Origin of the sequence: Hyphobacterium sp. SN044, assembly GCF_021864465.1 — a bacterium.
Classification (GTDB): domain Bacteria; phylum Pseudomonadota; class Alphaproteobacteria; order Caulobacterales; family Maricaulaceae; genus Hyphobacterium.
In genome coordinates, this window is record NZ_JAKKUV010000001.1 from 43,976 (window position 1) to 62,083 (window position 18,108).

The window sequence follows — 18,108 nt, forward strand, 5'->3', positions numbered from 1 at the left end:
TTTGGAGGGGATGAGATGGATTGGGCTGGGGTGATTGTCGCGGGCGTTGCGGGCGCGATCGGCGGCGCCGCTGGGGGATTGCTGGGCTGGATTGTCGGGGCGATGGCCGGCAAGTCGGCGGGGATCGTCCGGACCATCGTGACGGTCGTCTGCGTGGTCGGCGCGATCTACTTCCTGCCGCCCTATATCGAACCGGTCATTGGTCCATCCATCCGGCAACAGACGAATCCAGGAGCCGGGGATGAGATCGAGGCGGCGCTGATGAACCAGCCGCTGATCGCCGCCTATGTCGAGGTCCGGCCGGAAGCGCTTCCCGAACTGCGCAGCCGTATCGAAGCGGCCTGGCAGCGCGGAGGCGAGGACGCCGCGCGCCTTGAAGCGGCGGAAGCGGGCCGGGAGCTCGGCTCGCGCGCCGTCGCCGAGTTCGCGCCCTATGCCGGAGACGCCGAACTGATCGGCTTCTACCGCGAGACCTACCGGGTCGGGCGGCAGGTCCAGAGCCAGCCGCGCGTCTGCTATTCGATGTTCTACGGCGAGATCAATCCGTCGGCCGTCTCGATCGAGGATATGGCCCGGATCGATCAGTATGCGGATACGGGGCCCCTCGAAAACGTCATGACCGTGCTGGTCCGCAATGCCGGTGACGAAATCGTCGAATTCGACCGGGCCCGCGCGGAAGCGGCTCAGGCGCAAGTGGGAATGACGGTCGGGACGGAGTTCCCGAACACGGATTTCCGCTTCTTTTTCGGCGTGTCGCCCGAGTCCGATGAGGATTATGCGACGGCCTGCGCCGTCATGCTGCGCCTGATGGAGGCCACGCTCGACCACGAGGACGCCGCGCTCGTGATCCGCGTCGGCATGACGCAGAACTGACAGCCCGTCTGGCCCGGCCCGCCGCGTCTGGATAGTGTCCGCCGCCATGATGGAAACGCAGACGAACGCCCGAACCCTGCTCGCCGAAGCCGAAGCGGCATGCGCGCGCGGCGACCGCATTGCCGGCATCGACCTGGTCCGCCGCATCGTCGAAACGGGCGAGAAGCTGGGAACGGACTGGGTGATCCCGGCGATGATGGCCGCGGAATTGCTCGACTTCGACACGGCGGCCAGGGCCGCCAAGCGCCTGTGCAACGAGGACGGAAAGGACCCGCGCCAGTGGCGGCTCTATGCCGGCCTGCTGCAGAATATCGGCCGCGCCGCCGATGCCAGCGAAATCCTCGAATCGATCCGCCGTGCCGCGCCGGATGACGATGAACTGGCCTACGAGGCGGGTTTCGCCGCCAAGCTCGCCGGCGATTTCGACAAGGCCCGCGCGCGCTATCAGGGCGTCATCGCGAAGCAGCCGAAACACTGGCTCGCCCGCACCGAACTGGCCGGGATCGGCAAGGTCGCGCGCGGCGACGAAAACCTGATCGAGCTGGAAACCGAGCGGGTCCGCATCCTCGAGGGCGGGCGCGCCGACCGCCACGCCGGGGCGATCTCCTACGCGCTGGCCAAGGCTTACGACGATCTTGGCGAATACGCGCTGAGCGCCAGCCGCGCGGCCGAGGGCGCCGGCTTCATGAAGGCGGTCGAGTCTTATGACCCGGCGGCCAATCACCGCTTCACGCGGGCGCTGATGGGCCTGTTCACCCCTGAATTCGCCGAGGCCAATGCCGGCAAGGGCGTGGCCGACGAACGTCCGGTCTTCGTGCTTGGCCCGCCGCGTTCCGGCACGACGCTCGTGGAATCCATCCTCGGCGCCCACCCGGACGTGAAGGCGGGCGGGGAACACAAGCTGTTCTGGCTGGCTTCACTGGAACTCGGCGTTCAGGCCGACGGCACGCTCCGGAAATGGCTCGAAACCAAGGGCGAGAGCGCCTGGGCCGAACTGGGGACGCGCTATCTCGCCGACGTCGAGGGTCGATTGGGGCCGGCAAAGCGCTGGATCGACAAGAATCTCTACAATGTGAACCGGCTCGGACTCGCCGCGCTGGCGCTGCCGGAGGCGCGCTTCATCTGGTGCCGCCGCGACCCGATGGATGTCGCCTGGTCGGCCTGGAAAACGCTGTTCGCGGAAGGCAATCGCTGGAGCTACGACCCGGTCGCGATCGCCGCCTTCCTCGCCGATTACGACATGCTGATGCAGCACTGGGCGGCGCTCTTCCCGGGCCGGATTCTCGAAGTGATCTACGAGGATCTGGTTGCCAATCCCGATGCCGAGATCGCTCGCATCGTCGCTTTCTGCGGCCTTGAGGATGATCCCGCGACACGGCGCTTCCATGAGCAGGACCGGACCGTGGCCACCGCCAGCTTCGCGCAGGTGCGCCAGCCGATCTCCGCGAAATCGGTCGGGGCCTGGAAGCGCTACATGCCGGCGGCGAAAGTCCTCGGTGATGCGCTGCACGCCGAAGGCATCGATTTCGCGGAATAGGCCGCTCAGCGCCGCGTCTGGCGAATCGCCTCGGCCAGCGCGATCCCGGCGCTCATCACGACATTCAGCGATCTTGCCCCCTCGGCCATCGGAATCACGATCCGCGCATCGGCGCTGTCATGCACCGCGTCGGGCACGCCCGCGCTTTCCCGTCCCATCAGGATGCGGTCGTCCGGCCGGAAGGAGAAATCCCACAAGGGCGTGGCTCCGCGCGTCGTCATCAACACGGTGCGCGCGCCACCTGCAGCAGCCTGCCATGCGGCAAATCCGCCATGCCTTGTGACATCTGCCAGGCCGCCATAATCCATCGACACACGCCGGATTTCCCTTGCCGTGAGGGGGAATCCGCACGGCTCGATGATGTCGAGCGGGGTGTCGAAACAGGCGGCCAGCCGTATCGCCGCACCGACATTCTGCGGAATATCCGGTTGAAAAAAAGCAATCCGCATTTTAAGCCGCGCTGGGGTCGGGGCTGTGCCTGCGGCGGTGTGCCGCTGTGCCTTCCCTTTGACCGGGTTTATTTTCTGCGCTGAACAAGCCCTCTGCTTCGACGGCGCGTCAAGCGGGGGCATCCGGAAGCGGCCGCTTCCGGATTAGTGACAAGGAAAAGAGGTCGGCAGTGACGGACCAGCACGGGCAGGAACCCACCCGCCGCGACTTTATCTATATCGCCGCAGGCGGCGCGGCAGCGGTGGGCGGTGCGCTCACCCTTTGGCCATTCATTGACCAGATGAACCCGGCGGCGGATACGCTCGCCCTGGCGTCCATCCGGGTCGACACCTCGCCGGTGGAAACCGGCCAGCAAATCACCGTGATGTGGCGCGGCGGACCGGTCTTCATCCGGCGCCGGACCCAGGCCGAGATCGAGGAAGCACTGGCGGTCGACATCAGCGCTTTGCCGGATCGCCTCGCGCGGAACGAGAACCTGGCGAACGATGCGCCGGCGACGGACGAGAACCGCCGCTTCACCGAAGACCTTCTCATCATGAAGGGCAATTGCACCCACCTCGGCTGCGTGCCGCTGGGGGAAGCCGGTGACTATGATGGCTGGTACTGTCCGTGCCACGGGTCGCACTACGATACGTCCGGCCGCATTCGCCGCGGGCCGGCGCCCGAGAATCTTCCGGTGCCGCCGCTGCGCGTCGCCGACGAGGCCAATCCGGCCATTGTCGTGATCGGCTAAGGGGAGCGCGAGGGGATTATGAGCGGACCTTCGACCTACGAACCGCAGACCGGTGTCGAGCGCTGGCTCGACTCGCGTCTGCCCATCGCGCGTTTGATGTGGGATTCCTTCGTGGACTTCCCCACGCCGCGCAATCTGAACTACTGGTGGACCTTCGGCGGCATCCTCGCGATTTTCCTGGTGATCCAGATCATCACGGGCGTCGTGCTGGCCATGCACTACACCGCCGACGTCTCGATGGCGTTCGACAGCGTTCAGCGCATCCGCCGCGACGTGCCGTTCGGCTGGCTGATCCAGTCGCTGCACGCCAACGGCGCCTCCTTCTTTTTCCTGGCGGTCTACATCCACATGTTCCGCGGCCTGTATTACGGGTCGTACAAGGCGCCGCGCGAGGTCCTCTGGATTCTCGGCGTGGTCATTTATCTCTTGATGATGGCGACCGCCTTCATGGGCTACGTCCTGCCGTGGGGCCAGATGTCCTACTGGGGCGCGATGGTGATCACTAACCTGTTCGGCGCGCTGCCGGTGGTCGGTGAAGGCATCCGCGAATGGCTTTGGGGCGGCTTCTCGGTCGGCAATGCGACGCTGACGCGCTTCTACGCGCTGCACTTCCTGCTGCCCTTCGTGATCGCCGGTGTCGTGATCCTGCACATCTGGGCGCTGCACGTGCCGGGCAACAACAATCCGACCGGCCTGAGCGTGAAGACCAAGAAGGACACTTTGCCCTTCCACCCGTACTACACGGTGAAGGACGGCTTCGCGATCGTCGTCTTCCTGATGCTGTTCGCGGCCTTCGTGTTCTACTTCCCGGACGTACTCGGCCACGCCGACAACTATATCGAGGCCAACCCGCTGGTGACGCCGTCGCACATCGTGCCGGAATGGTATTTCCTGCCCTTCTACGCGATCCTGCGCGCCATCACCTTCGACATCGGTCCGATCTCGGCCCAGCTGGGCGGCGTCCTGGCAATGTTCGGTGCCATCGCGGTGCTGTTCATCCTGCCCTGGCTCGACACCTCGCCGGTGCGCTCGATGCGCTACCGTCCGGTGGCCCGCTGGTTCTTCCTGATCTTCCTGCTCGTCTGCCTGGCGCTCGGCTGGTGCGGCGCGAGCAATCCGGATGATCCGGTTCTGGGCACCCCGCTGACCTTCGTGACCTTCGCGCAGATCCTGACGCTCTACTACTTCGCCTACTTCCTCGTGATCCTGCCGGTTCTCGGCTTCACGGAACGGCCGAAGGAGCGTCCGGCGAGCATCGAGGCCGCGGTCCTGGGCAACAAGCCCGCCACCACGCAGCCTGCGGAATAGGAGAGGGCAAGATGAAGACGCTTATCCGCAATCTTGCCGTTCTTGCCGGCGCCCTGATCGGCGCGGCATTCCTGACGGCGGCTCCGGCAGCTGCAGCTCCGGGCGAGGCGCACGAACCCGAACCGCACGACTGGTCCTGGGAAGGGATTTTCGGAACCTTCGACCGCCAGGAATTGCAGCGCGGCTTCCAGGTTTACCAGGAAGTCTGTGCGGCCTGTCACGCGCTCGAGCAAATGAGCTTCCGAAATCTGGGTGAGGGCGATGGTCCCTTCACCTGCTTCCCGGATCCGAATGCGTCGCACGAGGACGACGGCCACCACGCCGAGCCCCTCTGCTACGACAATCCGAACGACAACCCCGTCGTGCGCCAGATTGCCTCGGCCTACATCATCACCGACGGGCCCGACGATTTCGGCGACATGTTCGAACGGGCCGGCGTTCCCGCCGACCGCTTCCCGAGCGTCTATGCCAACGAGCAGCAGGCGCGGGCCGCCAATGGCGGGGCCTATCCCCCCGACCTGTCGCTGATCGTGAAGGCGCGTTCGGGCGGTGCGGAATATGTCCGCTCGCTTCTCCTCGGCTATCACGAGGCGCCGGAAGGCGTCACGGTTCGCCCGGGCCTGTACTACAACGAGTACTTCCCCGGCGGTCTGATCGCGATGCCGCCGCAGCTGTCCGAAGGCATGGTTACCTATGCCGACGGGACCGAGGCGACGCCGGAGCAGATGGCCCATGACGTGACCGCCTTCCTGGCGTGGGCGTCCGATCCGCACCGCGTGGACCGCAACCGGATGGGTCTGATGGTTCTCATCTACCTGTTCATCTTCGCCGTCCTGTTGTGGTTCGCCTACAAGCAGGTCTGGAGCCGGGTCGAGCACTAGACTCCGTCCCGAGCAACGAATTCGGGCCGCGGTGGCATCCACCGCGGCCCTTTTCATTTCCGCCCCCGGTTCGGGGCGTTAGAGTGGTGACAAGGGGAGGGCGCGCATGTCCGGCTGGACGCTCGGCATTATCGGCGGATCGGGTCTTTACGAGATCGAGGGACTGGAAAACGTCCGCACCGAGCGGGTCGACACCCCGTGGGGCGAACCCTCCGACGCCTTCACGATCGGTGAGATTGCCGGGGTCACGCTCTGCTTCCTGCCGCGCCACGGCAAGGGTCACCGCATCCCGCCCGACGCGATCAATTTCCGGGCCAATATCGATGCCTTCAAACGGCTCGGCTGCACCGACCTTCTCTCGCTCTCGGCCTGCGGGTCGTTGCGCGAGGATTACGCGCCCGGCGACTTCGTTCTGGTCGACCAGTATGTCGACCGCACCTCCGGGCGCGAACGCAGCTTCTTCGGTGCCGGCTGTGTCGCCCATGTCGGGCTCGCCGACCCCGTCTGTCCGCGCCTTGCCGGGCTGGCGGCAGATGCCGCTGAGGCCGCCGGCGCGCGCACCCATCGCACCGGCACCTATCTGGCGATGCAGGGGCCGCAATTCTCCACCCGCGCGGAAAGCGATCTCTACCGGCAATGGGGTTGCGACGTCATCGGCATGACGAATATGCCCGAGGCGAGACTGGCGCGCGAAGCGGAGCTGCCATACGCTTCGGTCTGCATGGTCACCGACTATGACTGCTGGCGACGGGGGGAGGCGGCGGTGGACGTTCAGTCGATCCTGAAAGTGATGCACGCCAATACCGGCAAGGCGCGCAGCCTGGTCCGCCACCTCGCCGAGACGCTGTCGCGCACCCCGCGCACGCCGTCGCCCTCGGGCGCCGAGACCGCGCTCGACGGCGCCATCCTTACCGCGCCGGATGCGCGCGATCCCGAACTGATGGCCCGGCTCGATGCCGTGGCGGGGAGGGCGCTGGCGCGCTGACCCCGATGCTGCTTCGTCTCTTCGTGTTCCTTGCCCTGTGTTTCGCCGCCGCGCCGGCGCGCGCCCAGTCCTGGACACCGCTTGCGGCGCCCGAGGTCAACCAGGCCGCCGCGGCCATGGTCTCGGTCTATTGCCGCATACCGGGCACGCAGCGCGCCTGGGTGTCCAGCGGCGTGGTGATCCGCTCCGACGATCCGGCGGGCGAACGCCGGGGCGAGGTCGTCATCACTACCGCGCACGGTGTCGGCGCCTATGGCGATCCTTCGCACGACAATTGTTTCGTCGTGGGGCCGGACGGGGCGCATTACCGGGTGATCCGCACCTTCAACCCGCCGACCCTCTCCTCGTCCTGGGATGACTGGGCCGTGGTCGTGACGGACCAGCCCTTTGTCGGTCCGGCCACGCGTCTGCCCGTGCGCGAAATCCGCGCGGTCCAGGGCGAAGTCCCCGTTGCGATGGTCGGCCGTGATTATGCCAATTCCGATTGCCATCTCGAACGCTCCGACCGGGTGAATGACGGCGGACGCCTGATCTACACCCACACCTGCGGTTCGCGGCGCGGCCTGTCCGGCGCGCCGATCCTTGCCCGTGTCGATGGGGAGGTGGCGGTGATCGCCATCAATGTCGGACGCCTGACCGGCGGTGCGGGTCCGGGCCAGCGCGCTATCGCACGCGGGGTCGGCGACGGCTTCGACGCCATGATCCAGCGCGGCATCGAGGCGAGCCAGCCGCTGCGCTGATCGCCGCGCCGCCGGGTGGACGCTGCCGCCGCCCCGGTCTACCAAACGACTTCCGACGCTCGCTCCGGGGACGCCGCCATGCTCACACTCATGCTCGCTCTGGTTTCCGTTCAGGAGGCCGATCTGCCGCCGCCGCTGGAGCGCGATTATCGCCCCTCCGTGCAGTGCGCCGAACACCTGACTGATGCCGGTGCGCGCACGCGCTGCCTCGAAGACCTGCTGGACACGGCAGAAGCCCAGCTGGACGTGGCATTGACCGCGGCCCGCGAGGAGGCCCGCGAGATCGCGCTCGACATGCCGGGCGCTGCCGACACCGAAGCCGCGCTGGAAGCCGCAAATGCGGCCTGGATTGCCTATCGCGACGCGGAATGCACCCGCCGCGCCTCGCTGCTGCTGCTTGGCGATCACGGCGATGACGAACGGCTCGACTGCCTCGTGACGCTGACCCGCGCCCGCGCGGCCGAGCTGACGGATTACTGACCCGTGACGAAGCCCGTCCTTCACATCGGCAACAAGCGGCTCTCCTCCTGGTCGCTGCGCCCCTGGCTGGCGCTGAAAAAGGCCGGAATCGACTTCACCGAAAACCTGATCCCGCTCGATCAGCCGGACACGCGCGAAACGCTGAAGGCGTTGTCGCCCGCCGGCACCGTGCCGGTGCTGCAGGCCGGGGAGCTGACCCTCTGGGACAGCCTCGCCATCTGCGAATGGGCCGCTGAACAGGCGCCGACGCTCTGGCCCGCCGATCCGGCGCTGCGGGCGCATGCCCGCGCCGTGACGGCCAGCATGCATTCCGGCTTCGGCGGGCTGCGCCGCGACCTGTCCATGGACCTCCAGCGTCCGGTTGGCGGCACGGATGTTTCCGTTCAGGCCTGGCAGGACATCGAGACCATCCTGGCGATGTGGGCGGCCTGCCCGAAGGGCGGCGACGGCTTCCTGTTCGGTGCATGGTCGATCGCCGACGCTTTCTACACGCCGGTGGCCACTCGCTTCCGCACTTATGCGATCGAATTGCCGGACGCGGCGCAGGCCTATGTGGACTTGCTGCTCTCCGACCCCGATTATCGCGCCTGGGAAGACGCGGGTCTCGCCGAGACCTTCGACGCCCCCTTCCACTGACGGGACCCGAGACATGGATTTCATCCGCGACGCCATCCGCACGATTCCGGATTACCCGAAGAAGGGGATCATGTTCCGTGACGTCACCACGCTGCTGAAGGATGCGCGCGCCTTCCGCGCGGCAGTCGACCAGATGGTCATGCCCTGGGCCGGAGCCAAGATCGACAAGGTCGCGGGGATCGAGGCGCGCGGCTTCATCCTCGGCGGCGCGGTCGCGCACCAGCTCTCGGTCGGTTTCACGCCGATCCGCAAGAAGGGCAAGCTGCCCCACCGCACGCTGATCGAGGAATACGAGCTGGAATACGGCTCCGACGCGATCGAGATCCATGCCGACGGCGTGGAGGAAACCGACCGCGTGCTGATCGTCGATGACCTGATCGCCACCGGTGGCACGGCCGAAGCGGCGATCAACCTCCTGCGCCGGGCCGGGGCGGACGTGGTCGGCGCAACCTTCGTCATCGACCTGCCGGACCTTGGCGGCGCGAAGCGCATCGAGGAGATGGGCGTCCCCGTCGCCAGCCTCGTGGCGTTCGAAGGGGAGTAGGCTCCGTCATTCCTCTCGTTCCATTGCGCGAAAAGAGGAAGCGTCATCCCGACGCAAGTCGGGATCCAGAAAGTCAATAAATCTGGATTCCGGCTTTCGCCGGAATGACTTTATCTATCGTGCTACGTCTGTCCCGGATTTATTCCGGGACCTGCCCACGCCGGAGGTTGACCGCAAACGTGGACAGGCCCCGGCACGGAGGCCGGGGCAGGTGTGATTTATTTGAATTGAGGCGTACGCTCCCCCCAAACCACCCGGGAGACTCACCCATGTTCGTCGGACATTACGGACCCGCGCTCGCCGGACCGCGTTTTGCGCCGGTACCGCTGTGGGCGCTCTTCGTGGCGGTGCAATTCCTCGACTATCTCTGGGGCGCCTTCATCGCGCTCGGGATCGAGCATGTCCGCATCGAGCCGGGCTTCACCGCGATGAGCCCGTTCGACCTCTACCACATGCCCTGGTCGCACAGCCTGGTCATGGCGCTGGTCTGGTCGGCGGTGCTGGGTCTTGTCTGGGCGGGCATCGCCAAGCGGTCGAAACTGGCCGGAGGACTGGTGATCGCCGCAGCGGTGTTCTCGCACTGGCTCGCCGACCTCCTCGTCCACGTGCCGGACCTGCCGCTCTGGCCGGGCGGCCCGTCCGTCGGTTTCGGCCTCTGGGACCACGTCATGTGGACGTTGGTCGCCGAGTTCGGCGTGCTGATCGCCGGCTGGCTCGTCTACATGTCCGCCACGCGCGCGAAGAACGCGGTGGGCCACTACGGCCCGGTCATTATCTTCGCGCTGCTGGCCGTCGTCTACTGGATGAGCCACGCCTCACCGCCGCCGACCAATCCGGCGGTTGCCGGACCCTACGTGATCGGCGTCTACACGCTGCTCGCCTTCCTCGCCTGGCTGCTCTGCGACCGGGTGCGCGAGGCGCGGTAGTGTCGCGATGGGTTTTCCTCCCCCGCTTGCGGGGGAGGGGGACCACGAAGTGGTGGAGGGGGGAAATCCCCCCCTCGCCCCGGAACAAGTCCGGGGCACTCCCCCCGCAAGCGGGGGAAGAAATACGCTGCCGTCTGGTTTCCGTTGTCCGGTAGCAAGGGGGAGGATCGGGTCCTGGCTCGGAGGCCAAGGTGGATCAGTTACTCGTCTCTCGTGAGCGACAACCAAACTGAGCTGAATGCGTAGACGATTGGAATGGCGACGGCGAAGCCGATCAGGAACGCGTTGAGTGAATCCCAACGCACCAAGATCATTAACGCGCTGACGGTCGACCCGATCAAAAAGGCAATCCAGAACCGCTTCCAGACGATCGATCCCCGATCGCGCCTTGAGGCTTCTGGCCCGTCGCTCAATGACTACCCCTCCAGCTCGCCGCGGATCAGCTCGCGCACATCTTCGGCAACCGCCTCCAGCGAGGGCTCGTGGATATACATCATGTGCCCGGACTCGTAGTAGCGGAAGTGGACGCGCGCCGGGTCGAAGCCCGGCTGATTGAACATCAGCTCCGCCCCGAAAAAGGGTGTGGCGAGGTCGTAATAGCCCTGCGCCACCAGCACATCGAGATCGGAGTTCTGCCGCATCGCGCGGGCGAGCCACGGGCCGACATTGGTATAGGCCGGACCCTGCCCGGTGGAGCGGTCCCAGCCGACCGCGGTCGGGATGTCGATCACCGAATATTCGTCGGTGATGTCGACGCCGAGCTCGCGCGTGAAATAGTCGAGCATGGCGGCAGTATAGGCCCCGTCGATGCCGTAGGCCGACGGGTCGTAGTCCGGATCCTCGCCGACCCCGTCCGGCTCCATGCCGGTATAGCGGCTGTCGAGCCGGCCGACCGAGAGGCCTTCATCGCGCCGCAGCTCGCGCATGAAGCGCGACAGCGAGACCCGCAGATTGGCGCGCATCAGATAGCCCGCATCAAGGCCGATGAAGCGCGACAATTCCTCGGCCACCGCCCGGCGCTCGTCTTCCGGCAGCGACACGCCGCGCATCAGCGCCGGCATGTAGGTGTCGTAGGTGAAGTCGCGCGCATCCTGGATGAAGGCTTCGAGGTCGTTGTTCCACGCGCCGCGATCGACCTTGCCGTGATACCAGGCCGTTGCCGCGAAGCCCGGGACGAGGCCGGTATAGCCGATGTCATTGCCCTCCGACGTGTCGTCGAAGCGGAAGTCGAGCACGGTGGAAATCAGCGCCACGCCATTGATCGAAACATCCGTCCAGCCACCCTGCAGCTCGTTCATCAACGCCGCGATCCGCGTCGTGCCATAGCTTTCGCCGAGGAGGTATTTCGGGCTGTTCCAGCGCCGGTTCTCGGTCAGCCAGCGGCGGATGAAGGCGCCCAGCGAGGCGGCGTCCTCGCGCACGCCCCAGAACTCGCCCGTATCCGTATCGCCGACCGGATGGCTCCAGCCCGTGCCGACCGGATCGACGAAGACCAGATCGGCGACGTCGAGGATGGAATGCTCGTTCGCCACGATCGGATAGGGCGGCGCGCCGTCATCGGTGGCGTCGGACGGCAGCACCACCCGGCGCGGGCCGAACACGCCCATGTGCAGCCACAGGCTGGCCGAGCCCGGTCCGCCATTGAAGATGAAGGCGACCGGCCGCTCGGTCGGGTCGCCCGTGCCCTCGCGGATATAGGCGGTGTGGAAGATCGCCGCATTCGGCTCGCCATCCTCGCCATTGAGGATCATCTCCCCGGCGGTGACGCGGTAGCGGATGCGCTGGCCGTTGGCCGTCACCTGCCCGTCGCTGGCGAAGACGCGCGCGCCGTCCGTGCTGGCGGTCTCGGTCTCTTCCTGCGCACCGGCCGAACAGGCGGCAAGCGCGACGCCGAGCGCCGCGGCGATCCAGAATTTCATGGCAATCCTCCCCGAAGTCTCTCCGGGGCCGAACCTAACGGCGATGACCGGGCAGGGCTAGCTGGCGCGCTTCTTCGGGTTCAGGTGGGCCGTCATCCATTTCGACCCGAAGCAGACGATGTCATTGGCGGAGAACAGCTCGGCGCGCGCCCGGCCGACCCGGCCGAACGACGCTTTTCCGCTAGCGAGGAACTCGTTGAGAATATCGCCGAAATAATCCCCGTCCCACGCGGCGATCCCGTCGGAATTGTCGAGGCTGTCGACATGGACCACGCGCGACCCGGCGTCGTCCGTGATGTGGTACCAGCGCCGGGCGCGGCGCTTGTCCGCCACGCCGGCATAGTATTCCGCCAGGTGCAGCGCCGTGACCGTGTTCTCGTCAGCCCCGAGACGCAGGATCTTGCCCTGCTTGTCGCACAGCCGATCGAGCGGCGAGTCAGGGCCGAGATAGTCGTGCAGGGGAATGTCCCTGACGATGCGCTCCGCGGCCGGTCCGATCGCCGCGAAGCGTGAATCGGGATGCAGTCCGACGATCACGCCCGGCGTGGTTCGGAACGCCTCGGCCAGCGCGCCGATTTCCGGATCGGCTGCGGCCGTGCGGATGTCGACCGGTGCCTGTGCCTTGAGCGCTTCGACCTGTTCGGCTTCGGGAAGATGCTTCACGGCTTCTCGCGCCGAATGATCGACGCCCAGCACCATCACCATCGTGCCTTCGGGGCCGATCGTGTCGAGGATGGCGCCGATCACGCTGTCTGCCCCACCCTCGACCGGGCCGATGGCGCGCAGTGAAGCATGCACCATGACCAGGTCCCCGGGCTTCAGCGAAAGCCGGGCGAGATCCTCGGAAAGATGGGTGCGGGTCGCGGTCATTCCGTCACGTTAAGCCGGTCTGGCGCGCACGTGACCGCACAAATCCGTGAACGGGCCGGGGTCTATTCGCTTTCGGGCACGAAGACCGTGTGCGTGACCAGCACGCCGATCGCCGGTTCCAGCAGCAGGAGACGTTCGCGCAGCCCTTCCTCGTCGGGTCCGTCAATCAGGCCCTGATAGAGGGCGTAATGCCCGTTCCGGTCCATCTGGTAGATCACGCCGGCGGTCAGCCGGCCGGTTTCTGCGTCCTGCTCGCCGCCCCAGCAGCCGCGGAAACGCAGCGCGTTGCCCGCGCTGTCCTCGACCGTCTGGTCGACCATGGTCGAGGGCACGCCCTCGGCGCAATACATGCCTGACGGCGTCGCGCCCTCCGCGACCGAGAAGAAGGTCGCGCGCATTTCCATGTTGTAGTCGCCCGGTTCCGCGTCGCCATAGGTCATCACGACGGCGAAATGCTCGGCCAGTTCGGCGGCCAGCGTCTCGGTATTGATGAGCGCATAGTGACCGCCCGCCTCGCGCTCGACGGTTTCCGCGGCGAAACCGGCGATCTGCTGCGCATAGGCATAAGCGGCCGCGCGGGCCTCGTCGCTGATCTCCTGCTCGGCCTGCGGTGTGACCGGGGCCTGAGCGGTTTGCGCGTCCTGCGTGTCGAGCGCGAGCGCGAGAAGGGCGAGGGATAAGATCATGAAAGCCTCCTGAAGTCCCGCGCAGCCTAACCGATCGTCATTCTGCGTCGAGGGCAGGCTGCGGCTCCTGCTCGCCGCGCGCGATCACCGTGTGCCGGACCAGCGGCTCGATCAGGCGCTCGATATTCACCAGACGCTCGCGGATGCCGGCCTCGTTCGTGCCGGACACGCCGCCGCGATACTGGACGTAATAGATGCCGTTGTTGATCTGGTAGATATAGCTGCCGATCAGCTCGCCTTCCTCCTCGCCCTGACGGCCATACCAGCAGATACGGATGTTCAGTACATTGCCGTCCGGATCGGTCGTCGGCTCGTCAACGATCGTGTCGGGCGATCCGGCCATGCAGAAGGGGTATTCGTCGGACTGGCCTTCCCGGTTCCGGAAGGCGTTCACGGCATAGTCGAGCGAATAGTCGCCGTCATGTTCGCCTTCGAAATTGATCAGCGCGTCCATTGCCGGAGTAATCCGGGCAATGACGTCGTCGCGGTCGCGCAGGGCGAACACCTCGAAGGGCGAGTTCTCGAACACGGTCTCCGAAAGCCGGACAAGTGACCGGGCCGTGCTCTCCGACCCGTCATCCTCTTCCAGTTCGTCAGACATCTCGGTGAGGTCGCCCATCATGGTGTCGAGCGTTTCGACGAGCTCTTCCGGGCTCAGAACCTGCTCCTCCTGCATCAGAAGCGCGGCGGCCATTGCAATGATGATCATCGGAATCTCCCTGTCCGCCGTGAAATCTGCCCTGCAACTGGCCCGGCGTCGATCCCCTGAACAGGTGGGAGCAAGGCACTGGCCATTGACCGCGATTTGGCGCTAGAGGGGGGTCATGAATTACCGCCACGCCTTCCATGCCGGAAACTTCGCCGACGTGCTCAAGCACGTCGTCCTGTCGCTCTGCCTCGCGCATCTGAACAAGAAGCCGAAACCCTACCGGGTGATCGACACCCATGCCGGGATCGGCGTCTATGACCTCGCCGGCAACGAGGCGACGCGCAGCCCGGAATGGAAGGAAGGCGTGGGCCGCATCCTCAAGGCCGACCGCCCGGCTGAGGTCGACCGGGTTCTGAAACCCTGGCTCGACATCGTCCGCGCGATGAATTCCGGCAAGGATCTGACCACCTATCCCGGCTCGCCGGAGATCGCCCGCCGCCTGACCCGCAAGTCTGACCACATCCATCTGTGCGAATTGCACGAGGCCGACGCGAAGACGCTCGACAAGCGCTACGCGCTCGAAGGCCGGATCAAGGTCGAACGCCGCGACGGCTATGGCGCGATGGAGGGCCTGCTTCCGCCCAAGGAGAAGCGCGGCCTCGTCATCGTCGACCCGCCCTTCGAGCATCGCGACGAGATGGCCCACATGGCCGAGGCCATCAAGGATGCGCTGCCGAAATGGCCGACCGGCACCTATATCTTCTGGCGTCCGCTGAAGGATATGTGGGCGGCGGAGCGCTTCGATACCGGCCTCGCCGAGTGGCTGTTCGACGAGGAATACGCGACGCCGGAGAAGGTGCTGCGCGCCGACCTCTGGGTCCGCGACCTCGAGTCCGAAGGCAAGCTGGCCGGGGCCGGCGTCGTCGTGGTCAATCCGCCTTTCACGCTGGAAGAAGACCTCGTCACCGTGATGCCGTGGCTTTGCGACCTGCTGAAACAGGAGGCCGGAGCGGGCTGGCGCGTCGATGGCGCGCTGGCGGAAGAGGATTTCGAGGGCGAACCGGAAGCCTAGGCGGCTTCGTCGTCCTCACCGGTGCCGAACAGCGCTCCGCGCTCGGTCCAGAACACGATGGCGAGCGCAATCGCGCCCATCACCGTTTGCCCGGCGATCAGCGGCAGGCCGGTGCCATTGTAGAGCTGGCCGATCACCGCGCCGATGATCCCGCCCACAACGCCTGTGACGAAGCCATAGGCCGCGCTTGCCGTGCCGGCGATATGCCCGACCGGCTCCATCGCCAGCGCCGAGAAGTTCGCCGCGATCAGCCCCAGCAGCATCATCGCCGCGGCCAGGAGCGCGGTGTAGAGATAGAATTGCTCGTATCCGGCGACGAGGATCAGCGCATGCAGGGCGCTGATGATCGTGAAGGCGATCAGCGCGCCATGCGACAGCCGCCTCTGGCCCATCCGCCCGACCAGGCGGGAATTGAGGAAGCTCGTCACCGCCATCACGCCTGCAATCGCCGAGAAGGCGAGCGGGAAGGCCCCGCCGAGCGCGAAATGCACGGCGAAGATCTGTTCGGCGGAATTCAGGAAGGCGTAGAGCCCGCCGAAGAACATGCCTCCGGCCAGCGTATAGCCGAGCATCAACCGGTGCTGCGTCGTTTCCCAGAACGCCTTAAGCGTCGGTTTCAGCCGCAGCGGCAGGCGGTATTCCGGGTGCAGCGTTTCAGGCAGCCGGAAGGTCAGCCACGCGCCGAGCGCCAGCGAGAAGACAAACAGGAAGACGAATATCCAACGCCAGGGCGCGACGAACAGGATCAGCTGCCCCAGGCCCGGGGCGATGACCGGCACGACCATGAAAACGGTCATCACCATGCTCATCACTTCGGCCATCCGCCGCCCGCTGGTCAGGTCGCGGGCGATGGCGACCGCGATCACGCGCGCTGCCGCCGCTGCGCAGCCCTGCGCGAAGCGGGCCGCCAGCAGCGTTTCGAAACTCGGCGCGGCGATACAGACCAGCGTGGCGATCGCGTAGAGGCCGAGCGCGGTCAGGAAGACGCGCTTGCGCCCGAAGGCGTCGGCGAGCGGTCCATAGACCAGCTGCGCCAGGCCGAAGCCGAGCAGGAAGGACGAGATCACATACTGCCGGTCATTGGCGTTTTCCACGCCCAGATCGCTCGCGATCAGCCCCAGCGCCGGCAGCATCATGTCGATGGTCAGCGCCACCAGCGCCATCATCGACACGATCAGCCCAATCAGCTCCCAGAGGGAAACCGGCATGGGCCGCTGGTTGGCGGGGGAAGGGGACATGGCGCGCGTCTCCGGCGAAATCGGACGACGCGATGCGCCCGGACCGGCTAGATGCGCCTCTTGCCCGGATCGATCAAGGCTTCAGGGTTGAAGGCGGCGCGGTTCAGCGGTGAATGGCGGGATGGGTAGCGGTGTGTTTCGGAGAAATCTGGAGTTTCGCAGGTCCGAAATCTATAATTTCGCACCATGAAAACTTGTAATTTCGCACATTACAAATGTATAATTTCGCATCATCGAGCATGGGAGATGCAATGGGAGCCGGGCAAACCATTCTGCCGCGTTGGCAAGCAGACCAGATTTCAGAACGCCTGCGCGACCGCCGCGTCCTGCTGCTTGCCGGTGCGCGTCAGTGTGGAAAGACGACGCTCGCCAGACAGATGCGCAGCGACGCGGCTGAATATATCACGCTCGACGATCCCGGTGCACGGGAGGCCGCCCGGGCCGATCCGCTCGGTTTCGTGCGCAGGCGGGCGCGTACGCTGATCATTGATGAAATCCAGCGCGTTCCCGACCTTTTGCCGGCGATCAAGCTGACCGTTGACGAAGACATGAGGCCGGGACAATTCCTGCTGACCGGATCGGCCAATCTCGCGGCGATCCCCCAGGCCAATGAATCCCTCGCCGGACGGATTGCGAAGATCCGTCTGCGCCCTTTGTCCGCCGGTGAGCAGGCACAGGCCGGGCGCCGGTTTCTGGAGCGCGCCTTTGAGGGAGATTTCGCTCGAACCCCGACTGCCGTGACGCGCGACGAAATTGTGCGCCGCGCGCTTGCTGGTGGTTACCCCGAGGCGATCGGATTGAATGCCAGCGCCCGGCGCCGCTGGCACCAGGACTATATCGGGGCGCTGCTTGAACGCGATCTGAAGGACATCACACGCGTCCACCGCCTCGACGCCATGCGAAAACTTGTCGGGATCACTGCGGCCTGGTCGTCCAAATTGATGAATATTGCCGATATCGGTGCCGGCCTCTCGATCAGGCGCCCGACCGTGGAAGCCTATCTCGGGGCGCTGGAGGCCCTGTTCCTAGTCGATCGGGTGCCGGCATGGACAAGAGGCGACTACGAACGCGTCGGACGGAAGGACAAGCTTTTCATGGCCGACAGCGGCCTGATGGCGTCCATCCTGAATTGGAGATCCGAGGAATCCGCATTGAATGCCGACAGGATCGGCAAGCTGATCGAGACCTTCGTCTACAATCAGATCGCGCCGCTGACGGAGTTGTCGGACGAGTATCGCCTCTACCATTACCGCGACCGGCTGAAACGAGAGATCGACTTTCTGGTCGAGCGCGAGAGCGACGGGGCTATCCTGGCGGTGGAGGTCAAGGCTGCGCTGTCGGTCAAGGGCGAGGACTTCAGGCATATCCGCTGGTTCGCCGAGACCATGACGGACGGGCGGCCCTTTACCGGTATCGTGCTCTATGCGGGCAATGAGGTGTTTTCGTTCGGTGACGGGATGACAGCCGTTCCGATCAGCGCACTGTGGGCCGATTGATCCTTCCCGGATCGAGCAAGGGTCCAGGGGTGCATGACCCTAGACATCGAACCGGAGATGCATGACGTCGCCATCCGCAGCATAA

General features: G+C 65.7%; 19 protein-coding genes. 13 read left to right on the forward strand and 6 right to left on the reverse strand.

The window, feature by feature from the left end:
• The first annotated feature begins 15 nt into the window (after nt 1–15).
• Both L5876_RS00225 and L5876_RS00230 read left to right on the forward strand, forming a co-directional pair.
• Nucleotides 16–873, forward strand: coding sequence for a hypothetical protein (locus L5876_RS00225; protein WP_236954082.1), 858 nt, complete (start codon nt 16–18; stop codon nt 871–873).
• Between the two features lie 46 nt (nt 874–919).
• On the forward strand, nt 920–2,410 hold the full coding sequence (locus tag L5876_RS00230) for a sulfotransferase (RefSeq protein WP_236954083.1): 1,491 nt from the start codon (nt 920–922) through the stop codon (nt 2,408–2,410).
• A 5-nt stretch (nt 2,411–2,415) separates the two neighbouring features.
• On the opposite strand, the gene L5876_RS00235 is transcribed toward L5876_RS00230, so the two are convergent.
• Nucleotides 2,416–2,859: a tRNA (cytidine(34)-2'-O)-methyltransferase gene (locus tag L5876_RS00235; protein WP_236954084.1), complete on the reverse strand. Its 444-nt coding sequence runs from the start codon at nt 2,857–2,859 to the stop codon at nt 2,416–2,418.
• A gap of 170 nt (nt 2,860–3,029) precedes the next feature.
• On the opposite strand from L5876_RS00235, the gene petA reads away from it, so the two are divergent.
• From petA to L5876_RS00280, 9 genes are all read left to right on the forward strand, one after another.
• Nucleotides 3,030–3,593: a ubiquinol-cytochrome c reductase iron-sulfur subunit gene (gene petA, locus L5876_RS00240; RefSeq protein ID WP_236954085.1), complete on the forward strand. Its 564-nt coding sequence runs from the start codon at nt 3,030–3,032 to the stop codon at nt 3,591–3,593.
• Nucleotides 3,594–3,611: 18 nt separating this feature from the next.
• Nucleotides 3,612–4,901, forward strand: coding sequence for a cytochrome b N-terminal domain-containing protein (locus tag L5876_RS00245; RefSeq protein ID WP_236954086.1), 1,290 nt, complete (start codon nt 3,612–3,614; stop codon nt 4,899–4,901).
• Nucleotides 4,902–4,912: 11 nt separating this feature from the next.
• On the forward strand, nt 4,913–5,782 hold the full coding sequence (locus tag L5876_RS00250) for a cytochrome c1 (protein ID WP_236954087.1): 870 nt from the start codon (nt 4,913–4,915) through the stop codon (nt 5,780–5,782).
• Between the two features lie 106 nt (nt 5,783–5,888).
• A complete protein-coding gene (locus tag L5876_RS00255) occupies nt 5,889–6,767 on the forward strand; it encodes an S-methyl-5'-thioadenosine phosphorylase (RefSeq protein WP_236954088.1) in 879 nt (292 codons plus the stop codon).
• Between the two features lie 5 nt (nt 6,768–6,772).
• Nucleotides 6,773–7,507, forward strand: a complete 735-nt coding sequence (locus L5876_RS00260) for a serine protease (RefSeq protein WP_236954089.1) — start codon at nt 6,773–6,775, stop codon at nt 7,505–7,507.
• Nucleotides 7,508–7,585: 78 nt separating this feature from the next.
• A complete protein-coding gene (locus L5876_RS00265) occupies nt 7,586–7,987 on the forward strand; it encodes a lysozyme inhibitor LprI family protein (RefSeq protein WP_236954090.1) in 402 nt (133 codons plus the stop codon).
• Between the two features lie 3 nt (nt 7,988–7,990).
• Nucleotides 7,991–8,623 carry a glutathione S-transferase family protein gene (locus L5876_RS00270; protein WP_236954091.1) on the forward strand — a complete coding sequence of 211 codons (633 nt, stop codon included), beginning with the start codon at nt 7,991–7,993 and terminating at the stop codon, nt 8,621–8,623.
• 13 nt (nt 8,624–8,636) lie between these two features.
• Nucleotides 8,637–9,167, forward strand: coding sequence for an adenine phosphoribosyltransferase (locus L5876_RS00275; protein ID WP_039712104.1), 531 nt, complete (start codon nt 8,637–8,639; stop codon nt 9,165–9,167).
• Nucleotides 9,168–9,436: 269 nt separating this feature from the next.
• Nucleotides 9,437–10,093: a hypothetical protein gene (locus L5876_RS00280; RefSeq protein ID WP_236954092.1), complete on the forward strand. Its 657-nt coding sequence runs from the start codon at nt 9,437–9,439 to the stop codon at nt 10,091–10,093.
• A 416-nt stretch (nt 10,094–10,509) separates the two neighbouring features.
• Here the strand turns inward: L5876_RS00280 and L5876_RS00285 are convergent, their stop codons facing one another.
• The 4 genes from L5876_RS00285 to L5876_RS00300 form a co-directional block, all read right to left on the reverse strand.
• Complete coding sequence (locus tag L5876_RS00285) at nt 10,510–12,012, reverse strand: S10 family peptidase (protein WP_236954093.1); 1,503 nt, start codon at nt 12,010–12,012, stop codon at nt 10,510–10,512.
• Between the two features lie 57 nt (nt 12,013–12,069).
• Nucleotides 12,070–12,882, reverse strand: a complete 813-nt coding sequence (locus tag L5876_RS00290) for an aminoglycoside N(3)-acetyltransferase (RefSeq protein ID WP_236954094.1) — start codon at nt 12,880–12,882, stop codon at nt 12,070–12,072.
• A 62-nt stretch (nt 12,883–12,944) separates the two neighbouring features.
• Nucleotides 12,945–13,568 carry a hypothetical protein gene (locus L5876_RS00295; protein ID WP_236954095.1) on the reverse strand — a complete coding sequence of 208 codons (624 nt, stop codon included), beginning with the start codon at nt 13,566–13,568 and terminating at the stop codon, nt 12,945–12,947.
• 37 nt (nt 13,569–13,605) lie between these two features.
• Nucleotides 13,606–14,277, reverse strand: a complete 672-nt coding sequence (locus L5876_RS00300; RefSeq protein ID WP_236954096.1) for a hypothetical protein — start codon at nt 14,275–14,277, stop codon at nt 13,606–13,608.
• Between the two features lie 115 nt (nt 14,278–14,392).
• Here L5876_RS00300 and L5876_RS00305 point away from each other — a divergent pair, with 115 nt between their 5' ends.
• Nucleotides 14,393–15,289, forward strand: coding sequence for a 23S rRNA (adenine(2030)-N(6))-methyltransferase RlmJ (locus L5876_RS00305; protein WP_236954097.1), 897 nt, complete (start codon nt 14,393–14,395; stop codon nt 15,287–15,289).
• On the opposite strand, the gene L5876_RS00310 is transcribed toward L5876_RS00305, so the two are convergent.
• Nucleotides 15,286–16,527 carry a multidrug effflux MFS transporter gene (locus L5876_RS00310; protein ID WP_236954098.1) on the reverse strand — a complete coding sequence of 414 codons (1,242 nt, stop codon included), beginning with the start codon at nt 16,525–16,527 and terminating at the stop codon, nt 15,286–15,288. The two genes, L5876_RS00305 and L5876_RS00310, sit on opposite strands and share 4 nt — an antisense overlap.
• A 251-nt stretch (nt 16,528–16,778) precedes the next feature.
• Here L5876_RS00310 and L5876_RS00315 point away from each other — a divergent pair, with 251 nt between their 5' ends.
• On the forward strand, nt 16,779–18,023 hold the full coding sequence (locus tag L5876_RS00315; protein WP_236954099.1) for an ATP-binding protein: 1,245 nt from the start codon (nt 16,779–16,781) through the stop codon (nt 18,021–18,023).
• Nucleotides 18,024–18,108 lie beyond the last annotated feature (85 nt).